We start from the raw sequence: 24,777 nt of genomic DNA, 5'->3' as shown, positions 1-24,777 counted from the left end.
TCGAATTCCTTCCGGTGAGCTCAGCCGTGACCTTCCCCGCCTGCAATCCTTTTTGCATAACCCCTAAAGCAAAAAAGCATAAATCCCCTCCAGAGACGGCGCCTTGGGCCACACTCTTCTACACTCAACGATTGGTCGTAGAAAGAACCAAACACGTCGCTTTCGTGCAGATGAATCAAAGGCAGCGTGGCAAGCTGCCGTATATGCCCTGAACAGGTGCGGCAAAGACCGCGCCGGGCCCAACAAGATGCCCGCTCAGGGTGCCTGGCCAACGGCCTGAAAATGCCACGAGACCGTGACGTGGTGTGAGTGCCGCAGCCGACACTTTCGGACAACCGACAACCGCCTGGTTTGCCCGTGACCGTGAGGAATGCTGTATGCCTGATGAGATGTTGCACCTGCCGATGGTCAACAGCCTGCTGGAGCGCCACAAGGGTTCGCCCGGCGCACTGTTGCCGATCCTTCATGATATTCAGGAGGGCATCGGTTACATCCCCGATGCCGCCGTCCCCGAGATTGCCCACGCCCTGAACCTGAGTCAGGCCGAGGTTCGCGGGGTGATCAGTTTCTACCATGACTTCCGCACCGCGCCCCCGGCGCGGCATATCCTGCGTCTGTGCCGGGCCGAGTCCTGCCAGAGCCGCGGCGCCGAGCAGCTCGCGGCGCAGTTGCGTGAACGCCTGCAACTGGACGACCACGGCAGCAGCGCCGACGGCAACATCAGTCTGCGCCCGGTGTATTGCCTCGGCGCCTGCGCCTGCTCGCCCGCTCTGGAGCTGGATGGTCAGGTGCATGCGCGGCTTAGCGCCGAGCGTCTGGATGCCCTGCTCGACGCTTGCCTGGAGGACGCATGATGCCGAGTCTTTATCTGCCCTGTGATTCGCTTGCCCGTGCCGTGGGCGCCGATGAGGTGGCCGTGGCCCTGGCCACTCAGGCCCGCGAACACAATCTGCCGCTGGACCTGCAACGCACCAGTTCTCGTGGTCTGTACTGGCTGGAACCGCTGCTGGAAATGGACACGCCGCAAGGCCGTATCGGCTTTGGCCCGCTGACCGCTGCCGATGTGCCGTCGCTGCTCGAGGCGCTGCAAGGCGAGCCGTCCGCCCATCCACTGGCCTTGGGCCGGGTGGAAGAGCTGCCTTATCTGAAGACGCAACAACGCCTGCTGTTCGCCCGCGCCGGCATTACCCGGCCGCTGTCCCTTGAAGATTACCGGGCCCACGGCGGTTTCGAAGGCTTGACCCGGGCCGTCGCCCTGGGCGGCGAGCAAACCGCGACCGCCGTGTTCGATTCGGGCCTGCGTGGCCGTGGCGGCGCGGCGTTCCCGGCCGGGATCAAATGGCGCACGGTGCGCGCCACCCAGGCGGCGCAGAAATACATTGTGTGCAACGCCGACGAAGGCGACTCCGGCACCTTCGCCGACCGCATGTTGATGGAAGGCGACCCCTTCCTGCTGATCGAAGGCATGGCCATTGCCGGCATCACCGTCGGCGCCAGCTATGGCTACATTTATGTGCGCTCGGAATATCCACAGGCCGTGGCCACCCTGCGCGAGGCGCTGGATATCGCCCGGGCCGCCGGTTACCTCGGCGCCAATGTCGGCGGCAGCGGCCAGGCTTTTGATATGGAAGTGCGGGTCGGTGCCGGCGCTTACATCTGCGGTGAAGAAACCGCGCTGCTCGACTCGCTCGAAGGCAAGCGCGGGATCGTCCGCGCCAAGCCACCGATCCCGGCCTTGCAGGGCCTGTTCGGCCTGCCGACCCTGGTGCATAACGTATTGACGCTGGCCTCGGTGCCGCTGATTCTGGCCAAGGGCGCGCAGTTCTATCGCGATTACGGCATGGGCCGTTCCCTCGGCACCATGCCCTTCCAACTGGCGGGCAATGTTCGTCACGGCGGCCTGGTGGAACGGGCCTTTGGCCTGACCCTGCGGGAACTGGTGGAAGACTACGGCGGCGGTACCGCCAGTGGCCGGCCGCTAAAGGCCGCCCAGGTTGGCGGCCCCCTCGGCGCCTGGGTGCCGCCAGGGCAATTCGACACGCCGCTGGATTACGAAGCGTTCGCCGCGATCGGCGCAATGCTCGGTCACGGTGGTGTGGTGGTGGCTGACGACAGCCTCGACATGGCCCACATGGCGCGCTTCGCCATGCAGTTCTGCGCCGAGGAATCCTGTGGCAAATGCACGCCTTGCCGCATTGGCTCGACCCGGGGCGTGGAGGTGATCGACCGCCTGCTGGCCGCGCCGGACCAGAGCAGTCGTGATGAGCAGGTGATCATCCTCAAGGACCTGTGCGACACCCTGCAGTACGGTTCGTTGTGCGCATTGGGCGGCATGGTTTCCTTTCCGGTCGCCAGCGCCCTCAAGTACTTCCCCGCCGACTTCGGTCTGCAATCTTCGGAGGCCGACCAATGATCACTCTCTTCGACCCGAACACCGATATCGATCTGGGCACTCCTGCTCGCAACAGCGAAGTGCAGGTCACCCTGAACATCGACGGCCAAAGCATCAGCGTGCCCGAAGGCACCTCGGTGATGCGCGCCGCCGCGCTGCTGGGCACCACCATTCCCAAACTGTGTGCCACCGACAGCCTGGAAGCCTTCGGCTCCTGCCGCATGTGCCTGGTAGAGATCGACGGCATGCGCGGCTACCCGGCGTCCTGCACCACGCCGGTCAGCGAAGGCATGAGCGTGCACACCCAGACGCCGAAGCTCGCCACGCTGCGGCGCAACGTCATGGAGCTGTACATCTCCGATCACCCGCTGGACTGCCTGACTTGCTCGGCCAACGGCAACTGCGAGCTGCAAACCGTCGCCGGCCAGGTCGGCCTGCGGGAAGTGCGTTACGGCTATGAAGGCGAGAACCATCTGGCCGACCAGAAGGACACCTCCAACCCCTATTTTGACTACGACCCAAGCAAGTGCATCGTCTGTAACCGCTGCGTGCGCGCCTGCGAAGAAACCCAGGGCACCTTTGCCCTGACCATTACCGGGCGCGGTTTCGAATCCCGGGTCGCGGCCGCCGGTGGCGAGAACTTCCTCGACTCGGAATGCGTGTCCTGCGGTGCCTGTGTACAAGCCTGCCCGACCGCGACGCTGATGGAAAAAAGCGTGGTCGAACTGGGTCAGCCCGAACACAGCGTGATCACCACCTGTGCCTATTGCGGCGTGGGTTGCTCGTTCCGCGCCGAGATGAAAGGCGACCAGGTCGTGCGCATGGTCCCCGACAAGAACGGCCAGGCCAACCACGGCCACTCGTGCGTCAAAGGGCGCTTTGCCTGGGGCTACGCGACCCACCCGGATCGCATCACCAAGCCGATGATCCGCAAGCACATCAACGACCCTTGGCAGGAAGTCAGCTGGGATGAAGCGGTGACCTACGCCGCCAGCGAATTCCGCCGGTTGCAGCAAAAATACGGTCGCGACTCCATTGGTGGCATCACCTCCAGCCGCTGCACCAACGAAGAAACCTATCTGGTGCAAAAACTGGTGCGCGCCGCGTTCGGCAACAACAACGTCGACACTTGTGCGCGGGTCTGCCACTCGCCGACCGGCTATGGCCTGAAACAAACCCTGGGCGAGTCCGCCGGCACCCAGAGTTTCGACTCGGTGATGCAGGCCGACGTGATCCTGGTGATGGGCGCCAACCCCAGCGACGCCCACCCGGTGTTCGCTTCCCAGCTCAAACGCCGCCTGCGTGAAGGCGCGCGGCTGATCGTCATCGACCCACGCCGCATTGATCTGGTGGACACGGTGCATGCCCGCGCCGAACTGCACCTGGCGCTGCGCCCCGGCACCAACGTCGCCATGCTCAACGCCCTGGCTCACGTCATCGTCACCGAAGGCCTGCTCAATCAGGCCTTTATCGACGCCCGTTGCGAGGGCAGCGATTTCGCCCAGTGGCAGGCGTTCGTCAGCCGCGCGGAAAACTCGCCGGAAGTCCTTGGCGAAATCTGTGGCGTCGTCGCTGCCGACATCCGCGCCGCCGCCCGTCTGTATGCCACCGGTGGCAATGCGGCGATCTACTATGGCCTGGGCGTCACCGAACACAGCCAGGGCAGCACCGCGGTCATGGGCATCGCCAACCTGGCCATGGTCACGGGCAACATCGGCCGCGAAGGCGTGGGCGTGAACCCGCTGCGTGGGCAGAACAACGTTCAGGGCTCCTGCGACATGGGCTCCTTCCCGCACGAACTGCCCGGCTACCGGCACATCTCCAACGAAGTGGTACGCGCGCAGTTCGAACAGGCCTGGAACGTTACGCTGCAACCCGATCCGGGCCTGCGCATTCCCAACATGTTCGAAGCCGCCCTGGGCGGCAGCTTCAAGGGCTTGTATTGCCAGGGCGAAGACATCGCCCAAAGCGACCCCAATACCCAGCACGTCACCGCGGCCCTGTCAGCCATGGAATGCATCGTGGTGCAGGACATTTTCCTCAACGAAACTGCCAAGTTCGCCCACGTGTTCCTGCCGGGCAGTTCGTTCCTGGAAAAAGACGGCACCTTTACCAACGCCGAGCGGCGCATCTCCCGGGTGCGCAAAGTCATGGAACCGCTGGGCGGCAAGGCCGACTGGGAAGGCACCGTGGCCCTGGCCAACGCCCTCGGTTACCCGATGAACTACCAGCATCCGTCGGAAATCATGGATGAAATCGCCAGCCTGACGCCGACCTTCACCAACGTCAGCTACGCCTCGCTTGAGCGCCACGGCAGCCTGCAATGGCCGTGCAACGCTGCGGCACCGGACGGCACGCCGACCATGCACATCGAGGAATTCGTGCGCGGCAAGGGGCGCTTCATGCTCACCGGCTACGTGCCCACCGAGGAAAAGGTCAACAGCCGTTATCCGCTGCTGCTGACCACCGGGCGCATCCTCAGCCAGTACAACGTCGGCGCCCAGACCCGGCGCACCGAAAACGTCGCCTGGCACGACGAAGACCGCCTGGAAATCCACCCGACCGACGCCGAGAGCCGTGGCATCAACGAAGGTGACTGGGTCGGCATCGGCAGCCGCGCCGGGCAAACCGTCCTGCGTGCGCGGATCACCGAACGGGTAGCCCCGGGCGTGGTGTACACCACCTTCCACTTCCCTGAATCGGGGGCCAACGTCATTACCACCGACAACTCCGACTGGGCCACCAACTGTCCGGAGTACAAGGTCACCGCCGTGGAAGTCAGCCGCGTCTACCACCCTTCCGAGTGGCAGAAACGCTATCAGGAGTTCAGCGACGATCAACAACGCCTGCTCGACGAACGCCGCCAGGCACGCACCACCGGAGCAAAAGCCGAGGTACGCCGATGAGCACCGCCAACCTGATCAAAATGGCTAACCAGATCGCCCAGTACTTCGCCAGCGAACCGGACCAGCAACAGGCCGTGCTCGACGTGCGTAATCACCTGAAAATGTACTGGACGCCCGGCATGCGCAAGGAATTGCTGGCCTGGCAGACGGCGCATCAAGGGGCAGACTTGCACCCACTGGCGCAGGCGGCGGTCAGTGGGGCGGGCTGGGAGGCTTAGGTTCAAACCGAACCCTTGGGATTGCCACCTTGGCGCATTGACGCCTCGGCTTGGGCGAGACCATCCAATTACGCCGAGCAGTCGAAACCATACGCAAATCTGTAGGAGCTGCCGCAGGCTGCGATCTTTTGGGGGAGTAGAAAAAGAGAAAAGGGCACTGATTTATTTTCATGACAACTGGACGCCAGTTATGGAAATCAAATCAGTCCCCATCAATTATCTCTACCCCTCCAACACCGGCAACACCACCCGCGCCTCCAACCCTCCAACCGAGCGGTTGCACACCGTCAACGTCCCCCCATGCTCCAACACAATCGCCCGCGCCGCCGACAACCCCAACCCCACTCCCCCCGTGCTCTTATTCCGCGACCCTTCCAGCCGAAAGAACGGCGCAAACACCTGTTCATAACTGTCCGCAGGTATCCCCGGCCCGCGATCAAGTACGTGAATGATCACCTGCTCATCCTCCTGCCGCAGTTCAATCGCCGGTTCACTGGCGTACTTGATCGCGTTATCCAGCAAATTGGTAATCACCCGTTTCAGCCCCAGCGGGCGGCCGAAGTAGACCAGTCGGGGTGGGCCGCTGAAGGTGATGTCGATGGACTGGTCGCGGTAGTCGTCGATCAGGGTTTGCAGCAGTTCGGCCAGGTCGAACTGGGTCGCCTGTTCCAGCCGGGCGTCGTCGCGGAAGAATTCCAGGGCGGAGTTGATCATGGCCTGCATTTCGTCGACGTCGCGAAACAGCCGTTGTTGCTGCTCGGGGTCTTCGATGAATTCGCCGCGCAGGCGCATTCGGGTCAGAGGGGTGCGCAGGTCGTGAGAGATGGCGGCGAGCATCTGCGTGCGGTCCTTGATGAAGTGCTGCAACTGAGCCTGCATGGCATTGAACGCGAGGATCGCCTGGCGGATTTCATGCGGGCCGAGCGGATCGATGGGCGGTGCGCGAAAGTCGACGCCGAAGCGTCGGGCGCCTAGGGCGAATTGCTGCAAGGGTTTGGCCAGACGGCGGGTGGCGATCAGCGCCACGATGCCGGTCGACAGCAACACCAGCAGAATCACGATCAGGGTTCGTGGCCCTTCCGCCAGCCCCCAGCTGCGTGACGGCACGCTGAACATCAGCCAGGACTCATCCGCCAGTTGCACCAGCAAAGCGTAGTGACCGTTTTTTTGTGGCCAGTCGCCGGGTTGATAAGCTTCGACCCGACGGGTCGGCGTGTTGAACAGACGCTGAGCCTCCGGTGAGGCGGCGCGGTGAGCCGCTTCGGGAGTGTCCGGCAAGTCCAGGCCCTCACGGCTGGCATGCCAGCTCACGCTCAAGGCACTATCGCTGCCGGCCTCGGCCAGGCGTTCGCGCTGCGACACTTGCGCGGCTTCGATCATCCGGGTGATGGACGCGGTTTTTTCCAGGAGGCCGGTTTCGACCAGCGGTGGATACGCCCAGACACCGGCCAGCTGGATAAACAACGCGTTGAAGGCCAGCGAAATGAGCATCGCGATGAGGGTGGTCAGGGCGATCCAGCGGGCCACCGTGTCACGCGGGCGCAGGCGCAAACCGGTCATGAGTTTTTTCACTGGCGGGTCACGCTGGGGGTGAACAGATACCCGCCATTGCGCACCGTACGAATCATCTCCGGGCGTTTGGTGTCGTACTCCAGCTTGCGCCGCAAACGGCTGACCTGAACGTCGATGCTGCGATCGAACGCCTCATGCGTGCGGCCCCGCGCCAGGTCCAGCAACTGCTCCCGAGTGAGAATGCGCTGTGGATGTTCGACAAACACCAGCAGCAAGTCGAACTCCCCGGCCGACAGCGGGATCATCACCTGATCCGGTGAGCGCAGTTCCCGACGCGTGAGGTCCAGTTGCCAGTCGGCGAATTTGATCAGCGGGCGTGGCGCTTCCCCGGTCAGCGGGAGGCTTTCCCCCGCCCGGCGCAACACTGCGCGCACCCGGGCCAGCAGCTCGCGGGCGTCGAACGGTTTGCTCAGGTAATCATCGGCGCCCATCTCCAGCCCGACCACCCGATCACTCAACTCACCCATGGCGGTCAACATGATCACCGGCGTCGGGTATTGCTGGCGCAGGCGCTGGCACAGCGTCAACCCGTTCTCACCCGGCAGCATCAGGTCGAGAATGATCAGGTCCGGCGCCTGGCGCTCAATCGCCGCCCACATCGAGACGCCATCGGTGGCAACCTCCACCGCATAGCCTTGTTGCACGAAAAACTTCTTCAGCAGCGCGAGGACCTCAAGGTCGTCGTCCACGATCAAAAGACTGCTCACCAGCGGGCATCACTTATGGCCTGAAAGAACCCACATCTAAAACCATTCGGCGTGGCCCGTCATATATTTCAATCGGGTAACAAAGCGACATCGCGGTAAAAAAGCAGACATCTTTGCGCAAGACCCGAATGTCAGCATCCAGCACCTATTCCCGAAGACTGTTTGCCCATGCCCTCGCTCACGCGTTCCACCGCTGCCAGGAAACCCCGACCGATGACCTCTGAAAACCAGTCCCTGATCCTGCAACAACGCGTGGTGAAACACGCCAACGCCAACCTGCACTGCCGCGAAGTCAGCCTGCGGTTGTCAAGCGACCAGCGCGAGATGATCCTCACCCGCTACACCGAACACTACAGCCCCGACGGCCTGCAATGGGTCGAACGCAGCCACCGCGTGCCCGTGACCGACCTGCTGCGCTGGGTGATTGAACAGGGTGAGGCGCAGACTTTGGTGCAGGGTGGTGACGCTTCAGACAGCTTGCCGATTGACCGTTCTCACGCTCTCGCGTGACCTACACCTACGAGACTTTCTGCTCTGTGAGCACGTTTATCCTCGATCTGTCCGACGACCTGGAACACACGCATCGCAACTTGGCGCTGGACAATGAGCACTAGATCCAGCCGATCAATTACACGCTACAGTTGTAGCGCGCTGAACGTCAAAAGATCGCAGCCTGCGGCAGCTCCTACACAGTATCGGTGTAGGAGCTGGCGTAGCCTGCGATCTTTTGATCCTGCGTTGTCGTTGATCCGCTAAATACGGAAACCGGTATTTTGAACACACATTGATCGGGCTGGACGCTCACCAAGGAGAGGTATGTTTTCAAGGAACAGGATGGTCCCCGAACTGATGGTCGGCGACCTCAGGAAAAGTCTGGATTTCTGGACCACATTAATTGGATTCCAGGTGGCCTACGACCGCCCGGAAGAGGGATTTGCCTACCTCGACTTCGACGGCGTGCAAGTCATGCTGGAGCAGTACGACCCGCTCGAAGGGCAATGGGTGACCGGCCCACTGGAGGCGCCGTTTGGGCGCGGCATCAACTTTCAGATGACGATCGACAGTGTCGAGCCGATTCTCCAGCGGCTGACTGCTGTCGAGTGGCCGTTGTTTCGCCCGTTTGCCGATGCCTGGTATCGATCCGGCACGGTAGAAGTTGGCCAACTTGAACTATTGGTGCAGGACCCGGACGGCTATCTGCTACGGTTGGTTGAGTATCTGGGGGAGCGTCCGCTCTCTAATGCCCCCACCACATGATCCACAACACCGGACGCAACGAAGCCACACGGTAACGGTCCACATCCGCCAAGCACCCCAACGTTCAAAAGGTCGTCGATAGCCCATGTTCGCGCACATAGACCTCAACCACTTCCTCGCGGCCTACGGCTACTGGGCGGTTTTCCTTGGCTGTGTCATGGAAGGCGAAACCATCCTGATATTGGGCGGCATGGCGGCGCATCAGCATTTGCTGAAGCTCTGGCCGGTGATTGCCTGGGCCAGCGCCGGCGGAATGTTGGGGGATCAGTTGCTGTTCTGGACCGGTCGTTATTTCGGCCCGCGACTCTTGCCTCGTCTCAAACGCCAGCAAGCGCAGATCAAGCGAGTCTCCGGATTGATCGATCGTTACCCGTCGACATCGGTTTTTTCGGTACGTTTTCTGTATGGCATGCGGTTGGTGGGCCCGATGGTGATCGGTGCCAGTGGTCTGTCACCGTTACGCTTTTCACTGCTGAACATGTTCGGTGCAATGGTCTGGGCCACGCTGTTCGTCATCGGTGGTTATTGGGCTGGCGAAGCACTTCAGCAATTGTTCGGCAACCTCAAGCCTTACCGGCTGCCGATTGCCCTGGGTGTTGTGGTGGTCGTTGCAGTGGTGGCGGTGATCCTGCACCTGAGGAACAAGCGTAAGTTCCAGCAGTAAATCTGGCCCCTTCGTACCTGACGACGGACAAAAAACCGTAGGAGCGGCCAGACGGCATAAGTATCGGCACATCTGTTCGTTCTAACCCTTGTAGCAGCTGCCGAGCCTGCGAGGCTGCGTTCGAGGACGAAGTCCTCGCAAATCCTGGATCGACGTTTTACCTGGAAAAACGCGCTACCCGATTCAACGACTGCTTCGCAGCCGAACGCAGCCTCGCAGGCTCGGCAGCTGCTACGGGAGGGGTAACGATCAGTTGCCAGCACCTCTCACCACCCGCCCTACCCCGCGCACAATCATCTCCACCTCGCGCTCATCAATGGTCAGCGGTGGTAGCAAGCGGATGGTTTTGCCCCGTGTCACGTTGATCAGCAACCCGTGATCCCGCGCAGCGATCAGGGTCAGGTCGCGAATGGGCTGGGCCAGTTCGATGCCGATCATCAAGCCTTGGCCACGGATAGCCAGCACCTGCGGCTCGCCATCGAGTTCGGCGTGCAAGCGTGCGAGCAAGCGTTCGCCCTGACGCTTGGCGTTCTCCAGCAGGCCTTGCTCTTCGATGATTTCCAGCACGGTGCAGCCGACCCGACACGCCAACGGGTTTCCGCCAAAGGTGCTGCCGTGGCTGCCGGGGGTGAACAGTTCGGCGGCTTTGCCACGAGCCAGGCAGGCGCCGATCGGGACACCGTTGCCCAGGCCTTTGGCCAGGGTCATGACGTCCGGGACGATGCCTTCGTGCTGGAAAGCGAACCATTGCCCGGTGCGGCCGATACCGGTCTGGATCTCGTCGAGCATCAGCAGCCAGTTGCGCCGATTGCACAGTTGGCGCAGGGCTTTCAGGTAGCCGGGTGGCGCGAGCTGTACGCCGCTTTCGCCTTGAATCGGTTCCATCAGAACGGCCACGATGCGCTGGCCGTAGGTCCGATGGGCCTTATCCAGCGCGGCGAGATCGCCGAACGGGACTTTGATGAAGTCCCCCGGTAACCCCTGAAACCCCAAACGCACCGCAGGACCATCGCTGGCCGACAAGGTGCCCAGAGTCCGGCCATGAAAGGCGTTTTCCATGACCACCACCAACGGCTGCTCGACGCCTTTGTGCCAACCGTACAGCCGCGCCAGCTTCAACGCGGTCTCATTGGCTTCGGCACCAGAATTGTTGAAAAACACCCGATCAAGACCAGACAGCTGTGTCAGTTTTTCCGCCAACCGCTGCTGCCAGTCGATGCTGTACAGGTTGGATGTATGCAGCAACAGGCCGGCCTGTTCGCTGATAGCGCTGACCACTCGCGGGTGCGAGTGGCCGACGTTGGTCACCGCCACACCCGCCACCGCATCCAGGTACTCGCGACCGGCCTGATCCCACAGGCGTGTGCCCAGCCCTTTGGTAAAGCTCAAGGCCAGGGGTTGATAAGTGGTCATCAGGCAGGCGGCGGTCATGACATCAAGCTCCATCATCAGTCGGTGTTTTTGCAGTATCGTTAACCACCTGAGCTGGATAAACGCCTGAACACTTCAATCATTTTAAAGCTGAGCTTGATAATGGACTTACTGCTGGCGATGTCGGTTTACGTGAAAGTGGTCGAGGCTGGCAGCATGACCGCCGCCGCCCTGGAGTGCGAAATGTCGACCACCATGGTCGGCAATCACCTGCGAGCGCTGGAGCAACGCCTGGGCGTCAGCTTGCTTCACCGTACGACACGGCGTCAGCGCTTGACCGAATTTGGCTCGACCTACTATCAACGCTGTCTTGAGGTGCTGGGACTGGTGGCCGACTCCGAGCGGCTGGCTGAACAAACCCAGGGCGAACCCAGCGGTACGCTGCGGATTACCGCCCCGCTGACCTTTGGCACAGAACGCCTGGCGCCGGCCTTGAGCGAATTCGTGCTGCGCTGTCCGCAGGTCAAGCTGGACGTGGTGTTGACCAATCAACGCCTTGATCTGCTGGACAACGGTTTTGATGCGGCGATTCGCCTGGGTAACAGCGAACCCTCCAACCTGATCGCCCGGCCGCTGGAGGACTACACCCTGACGATGTGTGCCTCGCCGGCGTATCTGGCACGCCGTGGCACACCGCAAAAGCCGGAGGAGCTGGCCGATCACGACTGCCTGGCCTTCGCCTACCCGGCGGGCGATGAATGGCGCTCGGTGGAAAAGCAGTGGCGCTTGAGCGGCCCTGACGGGGAGATCGTCGTTGCGGTGAGCGGTCCGATGCTGATCAATAGTTCATCGGGTCTGCACCAGGCAGCGCGCACCGGGATGGGTGTGGTGATGCTGCCCGATGCACTGGTGGATCAAGATCTTCGGGAAGGGAAACTGGTGGCACTGATGCAAGACTATCAACTGCCCCGCCGTCCGATGAATCTGATCTACGCGCAGGACCGATACCGCTTGCCGAAACTGCGCAGCTTTGTCGAATTTGCCTTGCAGACGTGGGGTAAACAGAACTGATCGCGCACGCCATTATTACTACGAAAGAGGCTTCTATCCCTTGATTCCCGGCGCTACAGTGTCAACGTGCCATGAGTTAGTTTCTACGACTGGCCGGCCACTTCAAGTTCAGGGCAGCAGGGAGAGCGGTGATGGTTGAGTTGTCCAGTATCGAGCCGTTGAAAGTCAGCCTGATTGATCTGAATGAAGACATGCTGCACGCGATTCTGGAGCTGGTCAGCGACGGGATCTGGGACTGGAACGCCAACACCGGGTTTGTCTACCGCAATCGCGGTTGGTACGAAATGCGCGGCTACGAGCCTCATGCACTCGAGAACAACGTGCTGGCCTGGGAGCGCGCGATTCATCCCGACGATTACCCCCGGGTGATGATGTATTTCGATGACCACCTGCATCAGCGCTCGCCCCACTACCAAACCGAGTACCGTTGCCGCAAGCAGGATGGCAGCTACATCTGGATCGAAGATCGCGGTCACGTGATCGCACGTAACGCCGACGGCTCAGTGGCGCGGATGATCGGAGCGAACCGCAGCATTGAAGACAAGAAGCGTCTGCTCGAGCAACTCGAACGGCGCAATCATTCCCTGGAAGCGATAGTCGAGGAACGGACCCGCGAGTTGTCTCTGCTCAATCAGCAGTTACAGGCTCAGTTGGACGAGAACCGCAAACTGGCAGAAAGCGACACCCTGACCGGAATCGCCAACCGCTATCTCCTGGAAAAAGCCCTGCCGCTGGAATGCGAGCGCTCCCAACGTTTTCGTCAGCCGCTGTCATTGATCGCCATGGACATCGACGACTTCAAATGCATCAACGACCATTACGGCCATGCCTTGGGCGACGCGGCGCTGGTGCACGTGGTCGAAAGCGTCAAACGCTGCGTGCGCGAAGGCGACTTGCTGGCCCGTTGGGGCGGCGATGAGTTCATCGTGATCCTGCCCAACAGCACCGCTGCCACCGCACGCGCCCTCGCCGAAAAAATCCGCCTTGAGCTGTCGAGCCTGCCACCAGTGGGCGACTTCCAGGTCACGATGAGCTTTGGCGTGGCGCAGCGCTTTGAGGACGAGCAACAAACCGGCCTGCTGGCCAGGGCGGATCAAGCGTTGTATCGCTCGAAAATCATCGGCAAGAACATGATTTCCGGATGATCCAGAACTACATACCCGCCTTCACCAACACTGGTTTTTCCTGATACCGCTCCGGGTACAGCTGTTTAAGCTGCGCCACTTTCGGCAGATCGTTGATCACGATGTAGGGATATGTCGGATGCTCCGTCAGGAAGTTCTGATGGTAGGCCTCTGCCGGGTAGAAGCCGTTGTAGGTTTCGAGTTTGGTCACGATCGGTTTGTTGAAGGCATGTGCTGCATCCAGTTGTGCGATGTAGGCCTGGGCGACTTTTTGTTGTTCGGCACTTTCCACGAAGATCGCCGAGCGATATTGCGTGCCGCTGTCGGGGCCCTGGCGATTGAGTTCGGTGGGGTTGTGGGCCACCGAGAAGTAGATTTGCAGCAAGGTGCCGTAGCTCACTTGAGCAGGGTCGAAGGTGACTTCGACGGACTCGGCATGGCCTGTATCGCCATCACTGACGCGCTCGTATTGCGCGGTGTTCGCTGCACCTCCGGCGTAGCCGGAAACCGCATTCTTGACGCCTTTGACATGCTGAAACACGCCTTGAACGCCCCAGAAGCAACCACCGGCGAACACCGCCGTTTCGCTGTTGGCCTTGGGGGTTTCGTCGAGGGCTGGCGGCGCAATGGCGACCGCGTCCTCGGCAGCGCCGAATGAAAAGGCCAGGCATTGACCTGCGACTGCAGCGACGGCCAGCCCGAGCAGGGTCTGGCGCCAGGTAAATAGGGCTTTCATGATGATGACTCCTGCATAAGTAGATTCACGGTGTACCGGAAAAGATCGCAGCCTGCGGCAGCTCCTACGGACTGAAGGTTCATCAACCAAAGGTAAACGCATACGCCGACACGCCCGGGTCAAGGAACTCGATGCTGAAGGTTCGATCTGCCACGTCGCCGGGTTGGCGCACCAACTGGTAGAGGCGTTGTTCGGTCACACTGCCGCTGCCATCCGGTGCAACGTCGGTGCCGTGGGCATCACCTGGGGCTTTGCCGTCGATCATGACTTTGAAACGCACCGGTTTGCCGTCGGCACCGGGGCCTAGCACCAGGTGCAGGTCGCGGGCATGGAAGCGGTAGACGATGCGACTGGCCCGAGCCGCCGATGTGGCGCGTTCCGAACCGACGTTCCATTGACCGTCCAGCGTCCAGTCATTCAGCGCCAACGTCGCGGGTGCGCTATACGCAGCAACCTTGTCGGGCGCGAGGCTCGCCTCAGGTACGAAATGTTCCGAGCGCTGGTAGCCGACGTAGGTTTCTGGCGAGCGTACTTCGTTCATGTCCGGCGCCCGTTGCACGCCTTGAGCGCTGGCGTCGATCAGGCCATCGGCAACTTTCGCCGCGCCGGCTTCGCGCAGCAGTTGCTGGATCACCCGTTCTGATTCAGCGTAGTTACCCTCACCAAAATGGTGGTAACGAATGCGTCCTTGAGCGTCGGCAAAGTAGTGGGCCGGCCAGTATTCGTTGTTGAAAGCACGCCAGATCTTGTAGTCGTTATCAATGGCCACCGGGTAATTGATGCCCAGGTCCTTCATGGCCTTGGTGACGTTGCCCACATCCCGCTCGAAGGCGAACTCCGGCGCATGCACGCCGATCACCACCAGGCCCTGATCGCGATACTTCTCGGCCCAGGCTTTGACATACGGCAAGGTGCGCAGGCAGTTGATGCAGGAGTAGGTCCAGAAATCCACCAGCACTACTTTTCCTTTGAGCGCCTGAGCGTTCAACGGCGGCGAGTTGAGCCACTGCACCGCGCCGTCCAGCGACGGCAGGTTGCCTTCGACAGGCAGCGTCACCGTGTCTTTGGCGGCCATTTTCATCGCACCACCGGCGGCCATCATGCTGGCGCCCGATTGATCGTCGGTGGACGACGGAATCTGCGCCATCATCACCCCGCTGTTGGCGGGTGATTTAGCCGCCAGTCGGCCGACCAGCGCTTGTTCGAGCCCACCGGTGGACGCGGTCGATACCCGCGCCAGAATCCCGGTATCCAGCCCCAAGCTAATAGCCGCCACACCCGCCAGCATCGCCGCACCGAGGCCACGGCGCAGCCATTCACCGGCACCGATCGAACGTTTCATCGCCGCGAAGACTTTACCGCCCAGCAGCAAGGCGACCGCGAGGGAAGTGGCGGCGCCCAGCGCGTAGGCCAGCAACAGCAAGGTGGTGCCGATGCTTGCCCCTTGCAACGCAGCGCCGGTCAGCACCAACCCGAGGATCGGCCCGGCGCATGGCGCCCAGAGCAGGCCCGTGGCGACGCCGATCAGGAATGACGCACCGGGACGCGGCCGGGCATCGGCGCCCGCCACTTCCGACAGCCGACTGCCGGCCGCCACCAGTGGCCGCGTCAGTCGTTCGGCGAGTTGTGGCAGCAGCAGCGTCAGCCCGAACAGTGCTACGAACAGCAACGCGAGCCAGCGACCGTACTGATTGAGTTGCACCACCCAACCGCCGCCCACCGCCGCCAACGAGGCGACGAGCGCGAAGGTCAGCGCCATCCCCGCCAGCAGCGGCAAGCCACTCTTGATAAACGGCTGCCCGGTGCGAGCGAAGACAAAGGGCAGTACCGGCAGAATGCACGGGCTGACAATCGTCAGCACACCACCGAGATAAGCGAGGACCAGAAGCCACATAACAAGGACCTGTATGAAGTGAAGGAGAAAACCTGCCCATGGTGTCAGGCCGATTGCGGCTTAAAGGTCATCGCCAGGCCGTTCATGCAGTAGCGCAGACCGGTCGGTTTTGGCCCGTCGTTGAACACATGCCCCAGATGCCCGCCGCAGCGTCGACAGTGAACCTCTTCGCGCAGCACGCCAAAGGAACGGTCGTCACGCGTGGCCACGGCGTTGGTCAGCGGCGCCCAGAAACTCGGCCAACCGGTATGGCTGTCGAATTTGGTGCTCGATGAAAACAGCGCCAGATCGCAGCCCGCACAGGCAAAAATACCGTCGCGGTGTTCGTTGTTCAGTGCGCTGCTGTAGGCGCGTTCGGTGCCCTCTTTACGCAGGATTTCGTACTGCTCGGCGCTGAGCATCGCGTGCCACTCGGCATCGCTATGGGTGACCTCGAAGGTCTCGGCGGCGCTCGCCTCGCCGATCAGCACCGAGCGCGCGGTCATTTTTGGCAATACACCGGCAACCAGCGCCGCAAGGCCCAGCCCGCCGCCCGTTAGAAGAATCTGTCGCCGTGAAAACATGGCCCTCTCCCTAAATTCGCCGTGGTTTACATGGAACACAGCCTAGGCTTCAGGTGATCGCCAAATCCTCACGTGGAGTTAAACAATTCGTGATAACTCGCCGAGGGAAAACCCCGCACAATGCATTCACTGCGCAACAGGATTTAGCCCAAATGGATCAACCCAAACGAGTTCTGGTGGTCGAGGACGATGTGCACATCGCCGACCTGATCTGCCTGCACCTGCGCGACGAGCAGTTCGAGGTCGTGCACAGCGCCGATGGCAACGAAGGCTTGCGCCTGCTCGAACAAGGCAGTTGGGATGCATTGATTCTCGACCTGATGCTGCCAGGCGTCGACGGTCTGGAAATCTGCCGCCGCGCCCGCGCCATGGCCCGCTACACGCCGATCATCATCACCAGCGCCCGGTCGAGCGAAGTGCATCGCATCCTCGGTCTGGAACTGGGGGCCGACGACTATCTGGCCAAACCGTTTTCGATGCTTGAGCTGGTGGCACGGGTCAAAGCCCTGCTGCGGCGGGTCGACGCCATGGCCCGCAACCTGAAAATGGATGCCGGGAGCCTGACCAGCGACGGACTGTTCATCGACCCGATCACCCGCGATGTGTCCCTCAACGGCAAGCGCCTGGACCTCACGCCGCGCGAGTTCGACCTGCTGTATTTTTTCGCCCGGCAGCCGGGCAAGGTCTTCTCGCGCATGGACCTGCTGAATGCGGTCTGGGGTTACAGCCACGAAGGCTACGAGCACACCGTCAACACACACATCAATCGCTTGCGGGCCAAGATCGAAACCGACCCGGCGCAACCGGTGCGGATTCTCACGGTGTGGGGCCGTGGCTATAAATTCGCCCCGGCGCAGGAGCAGCCATGAGACTGACACTCACCCAGCGCCTGTCGGCGGTGTTCGCCCTGTTGCTGTTGGTGTGCAGCGGCACCTCGGTGTGGATGCAGGTGCGCTCCAACCACATGCATGAGCTGGAAGTGGTGCAAGGCTTGTCCCGGGATCTGGCGCAGCACATCGCCCACGACACCCAGTTGATGGACGCCAATGGCCTGAAACCCGACGCACTGCGTGAGTTGTTCAGCCAGTTGATGCTGGTGAACCCGAGTGTCGAGGTCTATCTGCTCGACATCGGCGGCCGGGTGGTCGGCAATGCCGCGCCCGAAGGTCACCTGCGGCGCGAACAGGTCGATCTGGCGCCGGTGCGGCGCTTGCTCAATGGTGAGGCGCTGCCGATTCTCGGCGACGACCCGCGCAGCATCGACGGGCGCAAGGTATTCAGCGCCGCGCCACTCAAGGTCAACGGTCAGCAAGCCGGCTATCTCTACGTGGTGTTGCTCAGCGAAGAACATGACCGCTTCGCCGAACGCGGGGCCACCAGCGTGGCACTGAACACCGCGCTGTGGTCGATCGGGATGGTCGCGTTGCTGTGCCTGATCGCCGGTCTCACAGCGTTTACCCTGATCACCCGACCGCTGCGCCGTTTGACCGACACGGTCGCGCATTTCGACATCGACGGCGCACCGGTCGCCCCGCCGTCGCCGGCGCCATCAGGCACACCGGACACCCTCACCAGCCACGACGAAATCGCCGTGCTCGATGCCGCGTTCCGGCAGATGCAAAACCGTCTGGGCGAACAATGGCGTTCCCTGACCCGCCAGGATCAGGAACGTCGCGAGCTGGTCGCCAATATCTCCCACGACTTGCGCACACCGCTGGCATCGCTACATGGCTACCTCGAAACCCTGTCACTCAAAGACGCCAGCCTGACCCCGGCCGAGCGCCGCCGCTACCTGGGCATCGCCCTCGACCAGAGCCGCAAGGTCGGCGGTCTGGCGCAGTCGTTGCTGGAGCTGGTGCGCCTGGAACACGGCTTCGTCCAACCGGTGCTTGAGCGCTTTTCACTGACCGATCTGGTGCAGGACATCTTCCAGAAATTCGAGCTGACCGCCGAAGCCCGGCAAGTTCAACTCAAGGCGAGCTTCGCACCGAATGTGTCAGCGGTCTGCGCCGACCTTGGGTTGATCGAGCGTGTGCTGACCAACCTGTTCGACAACGCCTTGCGCCACACACCCGGTGGCGGCGAGATTGATATCAGCCTCGTCCCCCAAGGCAAGTTCGTCGAGATCACCGTCAGCGACAGCGGCCCGGGCATCGCCGCCGAGCTGCGCGAAGGCTTGTTTTTGCGCCCATTCAACATTGGCGGTGCGCGCCGCGACGGCGGTTTAGGCTTGCGCATCGTGCAGCGGATTCTGCAACTGCATGGCCGCGAAATCCGCCTGATGGACGTGCCGGGACGAGGCGCGACCTTCCGCTTTTCGCTGCCGGTGGATGAGGAAACGGCGAGCGCATTGGCGGTTCGTTCGATGAATTTGAACTCGCCCCAGCGATAAAAAAACACTTCCATCGCATAAAGAAAAGCCCGCACTTCATCGCGAAGGCGGGCTCTTTTTCAACGGTGACCGAACCTAGCCGGCCACCGCGACCATATACACAAACCCAGCCAGCGCAAACGCCAGCGCAAACTGTGCGTGGCTTTCAAAACTGACCTTCCACGGCGACTCATTCACCGACGCCGCAGCCGTCACCGCGCTGATGGACACCGGCGAGATCAACTGCGAAATCACGAACATTGCAATCCACGCCTGATACTCGACCGTGACCGGCAGCTGGGTGATGGGATGAAAGATCGGGAACGCGCCGGCAAACAGAATCATCGGGTGAATGCCAATGATCGTCAGCAGTGGCATCAGCCCAAGGATCAACAGCAGTTGCACCGGAGCCGAACTCAACAGCAGTTTGAAGTCACCGCTCAACGGGCTGAACAACTGCGCGGTTTCCGGCGCGCCGAGTGCTACTTGCAGCGTTCCGCAGGCGATGAACAGCAGGATTTCGGCACTTGAACGCTGAAAACCATCAGCTATGGTCGCGGCCAATTGCGCAATGCCATATTTGGCCCATAGCGACACCGCACCGGTAATCGAAACCGCCAGCGCAACCGTCGTCACCGTGGCGTAACCGAGCAGCAGTTTGCCGAGCACAATTACACTGATGAAGATGGCCATCGGCAGCATCAACCCATGGGAAGCGCCATCTTTTTCCACAGGTGACAGCTCGATCGCCGGCTCTTTCTCGCTACGGGTGAACAGCAGGCACAACAGCGCCAGCGGTAACCCCGTGAGCAGTGCTTGCGACCAGCTAAGCCCGGGGAACATCGCGCTGACCGCCGCCGCCCCCGCTGTAGTCGGCGCAATGAACATCGTTGCGCCCACCGCACGCATGGCCAAACGCAGGTGGTACATATGATTCAGGCGGGTGCTGCGGGTCAGCGAGCCGACGATGGGCACGGTCGCCAGGCTCAGGAAAAACGCCATCGCGCTGTAGAGAAGAAAGATCGGCCGCGCACTGCGCCGAACGGCCGGGTGACTGAGTGCTCGCTCGATCCGCCCTTTGATGTCTTGCCGATCCAGGTAAGCGCGCAATTGCCCAATCCCCAGCAACAGCAAAATCACCCCTTCAAACGAACCGGCGCCGCGCAGCGGATTAAAAGGAATGGTGGTGAAGACCGCGAGCGCGGCAACAATCACCAGCAAGCCCAGCCCCAGACGCGCAGAGGTTTTGCCGAGCCAACTGCTGAAGGTCAGCGCCAGCCCGGCGACAATCAGGCCGAAGGTCAGAGCATCCGCCACCGCCCCCTGAGGAATGACCAGCGCCTTGGCGATCAACCACATCACCAAAGTCGTGGCGATCACCGCCAGCGCAGTGCCGCGTGTCCGCCACTTCGACGCCACAGAAGACTGGACGCAGAGCGTGTCCTTGGACATTACAAATTCCTGAGCTGAGCCCTATCACTGTGTGCGATGGCGACCGGCAGGTGCTCCTTGGCCAGAGCGTTGGTGATCACCAGCGCATCGCACACCGTTTCAGAAAACGACGCCATGGCCGGCGTCCAGGTGTTCTGCTGCGCCGCCGCAAAATAGGTGTCGACGATCGCATAGCGCTCCGGCAGGTCGAGGCTATAGATGTTGAAGCGAGACCTCTGAGCCTCGACCGTGGACTTTGGCAGTACGGCATACCCCATACCCGCTGCGACACAGCCAAGCATGGCGTCCAGCGTACCGAAATCGATGATGCGTACCGCCGAAACCCCGCAAGAGGCCAGCAACAATTCAATACTGTGGCGATAACTGCAGCCTTGGCGGAAGGCCAGGAAGGTTGCCGTCAGCAGGGTTTCCTTGGGCGGCATTTTTTCCAGCGGCCGAGAGGAAATCAGCACCAGTTCCTCGGTGAAGGCTTTGTACATGTGGAACCGTCGATGATCGACTTTACCGGCCACAAACACGCAATCGAAGCGCCCTTCCGCCAATCCCCTGACCAGATCTGCCGTCGGCCCGGTGGTGAGCTTGATATCGACTTCCGGGTTCTTGCCATGAAAGCTCGCCAGGATCCCCGGCAAGCGAAACGCCGTGGTGGTTTCCATCGCGCCGATGCGCAACTCGCCACTTAGGGACTGATTGCCTCGGAAAAAGGCTACAGCCTCGTCGTGATTTCGCTGAATCCTGTCAGCATATTCGCTAAGTGCGTGACCGGCGGAGGTAAGACGCGCCCGACCATTGCGGTCGATCAGTTGAGCGCCCAACTCGGTTTCGAGCTTCTTGATATGCGCAGTGACGTTGGACTGCACGGTGTGCAGGCGCTCAGCGGCCGCCACAAAGCTGCCCGTCTCAGCCACAGCCAAAAAAATACGCAGTGATTTGAGCTGCATGGATCTGCCATCCCTGGACGCGAATATCTCGAAAAGTGATGCGCAGTATCTCGGATAATCGTTGGCAAAGCTATTTTTGCGCTGCGTATCCTGCCCCCGATTTAAACGCATATGAGGTGATGTTGAGCAGAACACGACCTGAAACGGGGAGATGTCCTGCACAACGTCGAGGAAACGCCTCTCTAAGAACAAGGGAGTTGGGCAGATGCAACACGCTACGCCAGCGATCGCGATTATCGGCATGGGGCCACGAGGCCTGAATGTGCTCGAGCGAATCACCGCCTACGCTTGCGATCAGAAAACCGACAAGAAAATAGCAGTGCATCTCATCGACCCCGGTGTACCGGGCGAAGGCATTCACCATTCCTCGCAACCTGACTACCTGCAACTCAACACGGTAGCGTCGCAGATAACCCTGTTCATGGACCCGACCGTGGTCGACGCCGGGCCGTTGATTCAAGGGCCAAGCCTGTACGAATGGGCTGTCGGCAACTGGAAGCACCCGTTACCGCTAGGGCCCGACACCTACCTGCCACGCAGTGCTTTTGGCGAATACCTGAACTGGGTTTTCAAGTTCCTGATCGACCGACTGGAACAGCACTGCGACGTGCACCTGCATACGTGCACGGCCACCGATATCGAGCAGACCGCGACGCATTCGTTTGTCATCCAGATGGCGCACGGTAAAACGATCAACGCCGACTATCTGTTCCTGACCACGGGCCACTCGGAAAACCATCCGGACGCGCTCGACATCGACCGTCGAGCCTTTGTCGCGACCCACCGTTTCAACAACGCCAACCTGCGCTACGTGGTCACCGGGCCACTGCCGATCCACAAGCAACTCGACGAGATTGCCCCTGACGCCTCGGTGGCTATCGAAGGCATGGGCCTGACCGCCATCGACGCGATCACCGCGCTGACCGTGGGTCGTGGTGGTCGCTTCAAGCGTGACGAAGCGACCGGCGTGCTGAACTATCAACCGTCTGGCGCAGAGCCGTCGCTGGCGCTGTTCTCGCGCAGCGGGATTCCGTTCGCCGCGCGCGCGGTGAACCAGAAGGGTGTCTCGGGCCAATACCAGGCACGGTTCCTGACCCTCGAGCGGATCAATCAATGGAAGCAGACCCACAAGCCCGGTGAGCTCGATTTCCATGGCCGTATCTTCCCGCTGATTCTGCGCGACATGGCCCACGCTTATTACTTGTCCCATGCCACCCGGTTGCATGGCAGCTCCTTCGCCGAGTTGCTCGACACCACCCTGGTCCATCTCGACACGCCCGCAGCTGAAAACGTGCTGCGCCAATGCTGCCCACAGATTCCGCGGTTCTCCTGGGACGCGCTGGCCAACCCCATCAGCCGCAACGCCCTGGCCAGCAAGGAGCACTTCCATCAATGGCTGACCGACTACCTGGAGCAAGACCTCGCCGAGGCGCGTGAAGGCAATTGCGAAAGCCCGATCAAGGCCGCCTGCGATGTGCTGCGCGACATTCGCGACAACCTGCGTCGAGTGGTCGATTTCGGCGCGCTGTCGGCCGCGTCGCACAAGCGCTTCATGAACGAGTTCATCCCGGTGATGAACCGCCTGGCCGTTGGCCCGCCACTGCAACGCACCGAAGAAATGCTCGCACTGATGCGTGCGGGTTATCTGATGGTCAGCTTCGGCCCTGGGGCCCGTGCGTACATGGACAGCGCCTCGTATTCGTTCGCGATCAAAAGTACCAGCCTGCCCGACCGCGAGTTCCGCGCCGATGTGCTGATTCGCGCTCGGGTGCCGAAGTCGTCGCCCAACCAGGACAAATCACCGCTGCTCTATCGCCTGCTGGAGAAAGGCCTGGTTCGCCCGTTCACCAATCAGGGCATGGAAGTCAGCGGCATCGATGTCGATGAAGGCCTGCACATCGTCCCGCTGAGCGGCAAACCACTGAGCAATGCCTGGGCGTTGGGGACGATCTGCGAAGGTGCCAAGTTCTACACCTACATCGTTGCGCGACCGTTCGTGAACTCCACCGCACTGGTGGACGCCGGACGCAGCGTGGGCGAGTTGTTCCGGCAGATCAACGCGCCACAAATCGTGAAAAAACCGGCTGTCTACCTCATTGACTCATCGGCCACCCACAACAGGGAAAGGACCTTGGCGTATGAATGAACACCGCAACACTACAAACCTGACGCTGACGGAACTGCTCGGCATCCAGTATCCAATCATCCAGGCGCCCATGGTTGGCGTGTCTACCCCGGCACTCGCGGCGGCGGTGTCGAATGCCGGCGCCTTGGGCTCGATCGGGCTGGGCGCGAGCAACGTCAATCAGGCCAAGGCGATGATTGCCGACACCCGTGCGCTGACCCGCAAACCCTTCAACGTCAACCTGTTCTGCCATCGCACGCCCGAGCCGGACGAGGCCCTGCAGTCCGACTGGCTGAATCACCTGCAACCGCTGTTTGCCGAGTTCGACGCCTCGAAGCCCACCACGCTGAATGAGATCTACACCAGTTTCCTCGATGATCCGGACATGCTCGAACTGCTGCTGGTGGAACGTCCGGCCGTGGTCAGCTTTCATTTCGGTCTGCCGCCGACGTCCTGGATCGATGCCTTGCAGAGGGCCGGCATTGTGCTGCTGGCCACCGCGACCGATCCACACGAAGCCGAGCTGATCGAACGCGCCGGCCTCGACGCGATCATCGCCCAAGGCGTCGAAGCCGGCGGCCATCGCGGCGTGTTCAACCCGCAGCAGGATGCCCTGACCGGAACCCTGGCGCTGGTCAGAACCCTCAGCCAGCAGCGCTCGGTCCCGATCATCGCCGCGGGCGGGATCATGGACGGCCAGTCGATCAGCGCCATGCTCAAACTCGGCGCGCAAGGTGCGCAGTTGGGCACCGCGTTTATCCTGTGCCCCGAGTCCGCCGCGAATACGTGCTACCGCACCGACCTGAAAAGCCCGAAGGCCACCCACACACGCATCACCAGCGCGATTTCTGGACGACCGGCGCGGGGCATGGTCAACCGCCTGATCACCGACCTCGACGCCGGCGCACCGCAATGCCCGGCGTACCCGCTGACTTACGACGCCGCCAAAGCCCTGCACGCAGCCGCGAGCGCCAAGGGTTGCAACGAGTTCGCGGTGCAGTGGGCCGGCCAGGGAGCCACACTGGCACGGGAAATGAGCGCCCGTGATTTGGTTGAAGTGCTGGTTGCCGAAATGAACTGAATACCGCTTGCCCTAATGCCGGTAAGTAAAGAAATTTCAGGCTCGGCACACTCCCCGTAGCAGCTGGCGAAGCCTGCGTTCGGCTGCGAAGCAGTCGTAAAATCAGACACCACGTTTTTTCAGGTTAACCGTGGAGGCAGGATTTACGGCCGCTTCGCAGCCGAACGCAGGCTACGCCAGCTGCTACGGATCGTGTAGCGGCTTAACTTACCGGCATTACGGTTTGCCCACCGGCCTCCCTTTAGCCCTGCCTTCGGATCGAACGCGGGGCTTTTTTTGCACAATGAATCGCTGATGTTGCTGTCACATTGGTCGCCGCGCTGTCCTAATCC

General features: G+C 61.5%; 22 protein-coding genes. 14 read left to right on the top strand and 8 right to left on the bottom strand.

The window, feature by feature from the left end; all coding sequences use genetic code 11:
- Positions 1–377: 377 nt before the first annotated feature.
- The 4 genes from BK659_RS10890 to BK659_RS10875 are packed head-to-tail and all read left to right on the top strand — an operon-like array spanning position 378 to position 5,516.
- Positions 378–854 carry a formate dehydrogenase subunit gamma gene (locus BK659_RS10890; RefSeq protein ID WP_123425075.1) on the top strand — a complete coding sequence of 159 codons (477 nt, stop codon included), beginning with the start codon at positions 378–380 and terminating at the stop codon, positions 852–854.
- Complete coding sequence (locus BK659_RS10885; protein WP_185015328.1) at positions 851–2,413, top strand: formate dehydrogenase beta subunit; 1,563 nt, start codon at positions 851–853, stop codon at positions 2,411–2,413. The genes BK659_RS10890 and BK659_RS10885 overlap by 4 nt, the downstream gene beginning before the upstream one ends.
- Positions 2,410–5,298, top strand: coding sequence for a formate dehydrogenase subunit alpha (gene fdhF, locus BK659_RS10880; RefSeq protein WP_123425074.1), 2,889 nt, complete (start codon positions 2,410–2,412; stop codon positions 5,296–5,298). Before BK659_RS10885 ends, fdhF begins: the two co-directional genes overlap by 4 nt.
- Positions 5,295–5,516: a formate dehydrogenase subunit delta gene (locus BK659_RS10875; protein WP_123425073.1), complete on the top strand. Its 222-nt coding sequence runs from the start codon at positions 5,295–5,297 to the stop codon at positions 5,514–5,516. Before fdhF ends, BK659_RS10875 begins: the two co-directional genes overlap by 4 nt.
- Positions 5,517–5,738: 222 nt before the next feature.
- On the opposite strand, the gene BK659_RS10870 is transcribed toward BK659_RS10875, so the two are convergent.
- Together BK659_RS10870 and BK659_RS10865 are read right to left on the bottom strand one after the other, a co-directional pair.
- On the bottom strand, positions 5,739–7,076 hold the full coding sequence (locus tag BK659_RS10870; protein ID WP_123425072.1) for a sensor histidine kinase: 1,338 nt from the start codon (positions 7,074–7,076) through the stop codon (positions 5,739–5,741).
- 8 nt (positions 7,077–7,084) lie between these two features.
- On the bottom strand, positions 7,085–7,795 hold the full coding sequence (locus tag BK659_RS10865; protein ID WP_123425071.1) for a response regulator: 711 nt from the start codon (positions 7,793–7,795) through the stop codon (positions 7,085–7,087).
- Between the two features lie 213 nt (positions 7,796–8,008).
- Between BK659_RS10865 and BK659_RS10860 the strand changes: the two genes are divergently transcribed.
- From BK659_RS10860 to BK659_RS10850, 4 genes are all read left to right on the top strand, one after another.
- On the top strand, positions 8,009–8,305 hold the full coding sequence (locus tag BK659_RS10860) for a hypothetical protein (RefSeq protein WP_123425070.1): 297 nt from the start codon (positions 8,009–8,011) through the stop codon (positions 8,303–8,305).
- Positions 8,302–8,409: a DUF6124 family protein gene (locus BK659_RS28300; RefSeq protein ID WP_221178151.1), complete on the top strand. Its 108-nt coding sequence runs from the start codon at positions 8,302–8,304 to the stop codon at positions 8,407–8,409. Before BK659_RS10860 ends, BK659_RS28300 begins: the two co-directional genes overlap by 4 nt.
- Before the next feature lie 202 nt (positions 8,410–8,611).
- Positions 8,612–9,052 (top strand): bleomycin resistance protein, encoded by a 441-nt coding sequence (locus BK659_RS10855; RefSeq protein ID WP_123425069.1) that lies wholly within the window; start codon positions 8,612–8,614, stop codon positions 9,050–9,052.
- A gap of 85 nt (positions 9,053–9,137) precedes the next feature.
- Entirely contained in the window at positions 9,138–9,716 is a 579-nt protein-coding gene (locus BK659_RS10850) for a DedA family protein (protein WP_123425068.1), read from the top strand.
- A gap of 249 nt (positions 9,717–9,965) precedes the next feature.
- On the opposite strand, the gene BK659_RS10845 is transcribed toward BK659_RS10850, so the two are convergent.
- Entirely contained in the window at positions 9,966–11,147 is a 1,182-nt protein-coding gene (locus tag BK659_RS10845; protein WP_123425067.1) for an aspartate aminotransferase family protein, read from the bottom strand.
- A gap of 102 nt (positions 11,148–11,249) precedes the next feature.
- On the opposite strand from BK659_RS10845, the gene BK659_RS10840 reads away from it, so the two are divergent.
- Together BK659_RS10840 and BK659_RS10835 are read left to right on the top strand one after the other, a co-directional pair.
- Positions 11,250–12,158 carry a LysR family transcriptional regulator gene (locus BK659_RS10840; protein WP_123425066.1) on the top strand — a complete coding sequence of 303 codons (909 nt, stop codon included), beginning with the start codon at positions 11,250–11,252 and terminating at the stop codon, positions 12,156–12,158.
- Between the two features lie 131 nt (positions 12,159–12,289).
- Positions 12,290–13,303, top strand: a complete 1,014-nt coding sequence (locus BK659_RS10835; RefSeq protein ID WP_123425065.1) for a GGDEF domain-containing protein — start codon at positions 12,290–12,292, stop codon at positions 13,301–13,303.
- Positions 13,304–13,310: 7 nt separating this feature from the next.
- On the opposite strand, the gene msrA is transcribed toward BK659_RS10835, so the two are convergent.
- The 3 genes from msrA to msrB form a co-directional block, all read right to left on the bottom strand.
- Positions 13,311–14,018, bottom strand: a complete 708-nt coding sequence (gene msrA / locus BK659_RS10830) for a peptide-methionine (S)-S-oxide reductase MsrA (RefSeq protein ID WP_123425064.1) — start codon at positions 14,016–14,018, stop codon at positions 13,311–13,313.
- Positions 14,019–14,100: 82 nt separating this feature from the next.
- Entirely contained in the window at positions 14,101–15,912 is a 1,812-nt protein-coding gene (locus BK659_RS10825; protein WP_123425063.1) for a cytochrome c biogenesis protein DipZ, read from the bottom strand.
- 44 nt (positions 15,913–15,956) lie between these two features.
- Positions 15,957–16,475: a peptide-methionine (R)-S-oxide reductase MsrB gene (msrB, locus tag BK659_RS10820; RefSeq protein WP_123425062.1), complete on the bottom strand. Its 519-nt coding sequence runs from the start codon at positions 16,473–16,475 to the stop codon at positions 15,957–15,959.
- Between the two features lie 152 nt (positions 16,476–16,627).
- Here msrB and BK659_RS10815 point away from each other — a divergent pair, with 152 nt between their 5' ends.
- Both BK659_RS10815 and BK659_RS10810 read left to right on the top strand, forming a co-directional pair.
- Complete coding sequence (locus BK659_RS10815) at positions 16,628–17,344, top strand: response regulator transcription factor (RefSeq protein WP_123425061.1); 717 nt, start codon at positions 16,628–16,630, stop codon at positions 17,342–17,344.
- Entirely contained in the window at positions 17,341–18,867 is a 1,527-nt protein-coding gene (locus BK659_RS10810; RefSeq protein ID WP_123425060.1) for a sensor histidine kinase, read from the top strand. The genes BK659_RS10815 and BK659_RS10810 overlap by 4 nt, the downstream gene beginning before the upstream one ends.
- A 75-nt stretch (positions 18,868–18,942) precedes the next feature.
- On the opposite strand, the gene BK659_RS10805 is transcribed toward BK659_RS10810, so the two are convergent.
- Positions 18,943–20,298: a hypothetical protein gene (locus tag BK659_RS10805; RefSeq protein WP_123425059.1), complete on the bottom strand. Its 1,356-nt coding sequence runs from the start codon at positions 20,296–20,298 to the stop codon at positions 18,943–18,945.
- Complete coding sequence (locus tag BK659_RS10800) at positions 20,298–21,401, bottom strand: LysR substrate-binding domain-containing protein (protein ID WP_221178150.1); 1,104 nt, start codon at positions 21,399–21,401, stop codon at positions 20,298–20,300. Before BK659_RS10800 ends, BK659_RS10805 begins: the two co-directional genes overlap by 1 nt.
- A 43-nt stretch (positions 21,402–21,444) precedes the next feature.
- Here BK659_RS10800 and BK659_RS10795 point away from each other — a divergent pair, with 43 nt between their 5' ends.
- Complete coding sequence (locus BK659_RS10795; protein WP_185015327.1) at positions 21,445–23,385, top strand: FAD/NAD(P)-binding protein; 1,941 nt, start codon at positions 21,445–21,447, stop codon at positions 23,383–23,385.
- Entirely contained in the window at positions 23,378–24,445 is a 1,068-nt protein-coding gene (locus BK659_RS10790) for an NAD(P)H-dependent flavin oxidoreductase (RefSeq protein ID WP_123425056.1), read from the top strand. The genes BK659_RS10795 and BK659_RS10790 overlap by 8 nt, the downstream gene beginning before the upstream one ends.
- The last annotated feature ends 332 nt before the right edge of the window (positions 24,446–24,777 follow it).

Origin of the sequence: Pseudomonas brassicacearum, assembly GCF_003732225.1 — a bacterium.
GTDB lineage: Bacteria > Pseudomonadota > Gammaproteobacteria > Pseudomonadales > Pseudomonadaceae > Aquipseudomonas > Aquipseudomonas brassicacearum_E.
Note: the sequence above shows the minus strand (reverse complement) of the source record. Positions and strands in the feature narration are given on the sequence as shown.

Excerpts from the sequence above, each read along its gene's own strand:
- BK659_RS10890 (WP_123425075.1), top strand. The coding sequence starts at position 378 with ATGCCTGATGAGATGTTGCACCTGCCGATGGTCAACAGCCTGCTGGAG.
- BK659_RS10885 (WP_185015328.1), top strand. The coding sequence starts at position 851 with ATGATGCCGAGTCTTTATCTGCCCTGTGATTCGCTTGCCCGTGCCGTG.
- fdhF (WP_123425074.1), top strand. The coding sequence starts at position 2,410 with ATGATCACTCTCTTCGACCCGAACACCGATATCGATCTGGGCACTCCT.
- BK659_RS10875 (WP_123425073.1), top strand. The coding sequence starts at position 5,295 with ATGAGCACCGCCAACCTGATCAAAATGGCTAACCAGATCGCCCAGTAC.
- BK659_RS10870 (WP_123425072.1), bottom strand. The coding sequence starts at position 7,076 with ATGACCGGTTTGCGCCTGCGCCCGCGTGACACGGTGGCCCGCTGGATC.
- BK659_RS10860 (WP_123425070.1), top strand. The coding sequence starts at position 8,009 with ATGACCTCTGAAAACCAGTCCCTGATCCTGCAACAACGCGTGGTGAAA.
- BK659_RS10855 (WP_123425069.1), top strand. The coding sequence starts at position 8,612 with ATGTTTTCAAGGAACAGGATGGTCCCCGAACTGATGGTCGGCGACCTC.
- BK659_RS10850 (WP_123425068.1), top strand. The coding sequence starts at position 9,138 with ATGTTCGCGCACATAGACCTCAACCACTTCCTCGCGGCCTACGGCTAC.
- BK659_RS10845 (WP_123425067.1), bottom strand. The coding sequence starts at position 11,147 with ATGACCGCCGCCTGCCTGATGACCACTTATCAACCCCTGGCCTTGAGC.
- BK659_RS10840 (WP_123425066.1), top strand. The coding sequence starts at position 11,250 with ATGGACTTACTGCTGGCGATGTCGGTTTACGTGAAAGTGGTCGAGGCT.
- BK659_RS10835 (WP_123425065.1), top strand. The coding sequence starts at position 12,290 with ATGGTTGAGTTGTCCAGTATCGAGCCGTTGAAAGTCAGCCTGATTGAT.
- msrA (WP_123425064.1), bottom strand. The coding sequence starts at position 14,018 with ATGAAAGCCCTATTTACCTGGCGCCAGACCCTGCTCGGGCTGGCCGTC.
- BK659_RS10825 (WP_123425063.1), bottom strand. The coding sequence starts at position 15,912 with ATGTGGCTTCTGGTCCTCGCTTATCTCGGTGGTGTGCTGACGATTGTC.
- msrB (WP_123425062.1), bottom strand. The coding sequence starts at position 16,475 with ATGTTTTCACGGCGACAGATTCTTCTAACGGGCGGCGGGCTGGGCCTT.
- BK659_RS10815 (WP_123425061.1), top strand. The coding sequence starts at position 16,628 with ATGGATCAACCCAAACGAGTTCTGGTGGTCGAGGACGATGTGCACATC.
- BK659_RS10810 (WP_123425060.1), top strand. The coding sequence starts at position 17,341 with ATGAGACTGACACTCACCCAGCGCCTGTCGGCGGTGTTCGCCCTGTTG.
- BK659_RS10805 (WP_123425059.1), bottom strand. The coding sequence starts at position 20,298 with ATGTCCAAGGACACGCTCTGCGTCCAGTCTTCTGTGGCGTCGAAGTGG.
- BK659_RS10795 (WP_185015327.1), top strand. The coding sequence starts at position 21,445 with ATGCAACACGCTACGCCAGCGATCGCGATTATCGGCATGGGGCCACGA.
- BK659_RS10790 (WP_123425056.1), top strand. The coding sequence starts at position 23,378 with ATGAATGAACACCGCAACACTACAAACCTGACGCTGACGGAACTGCTC.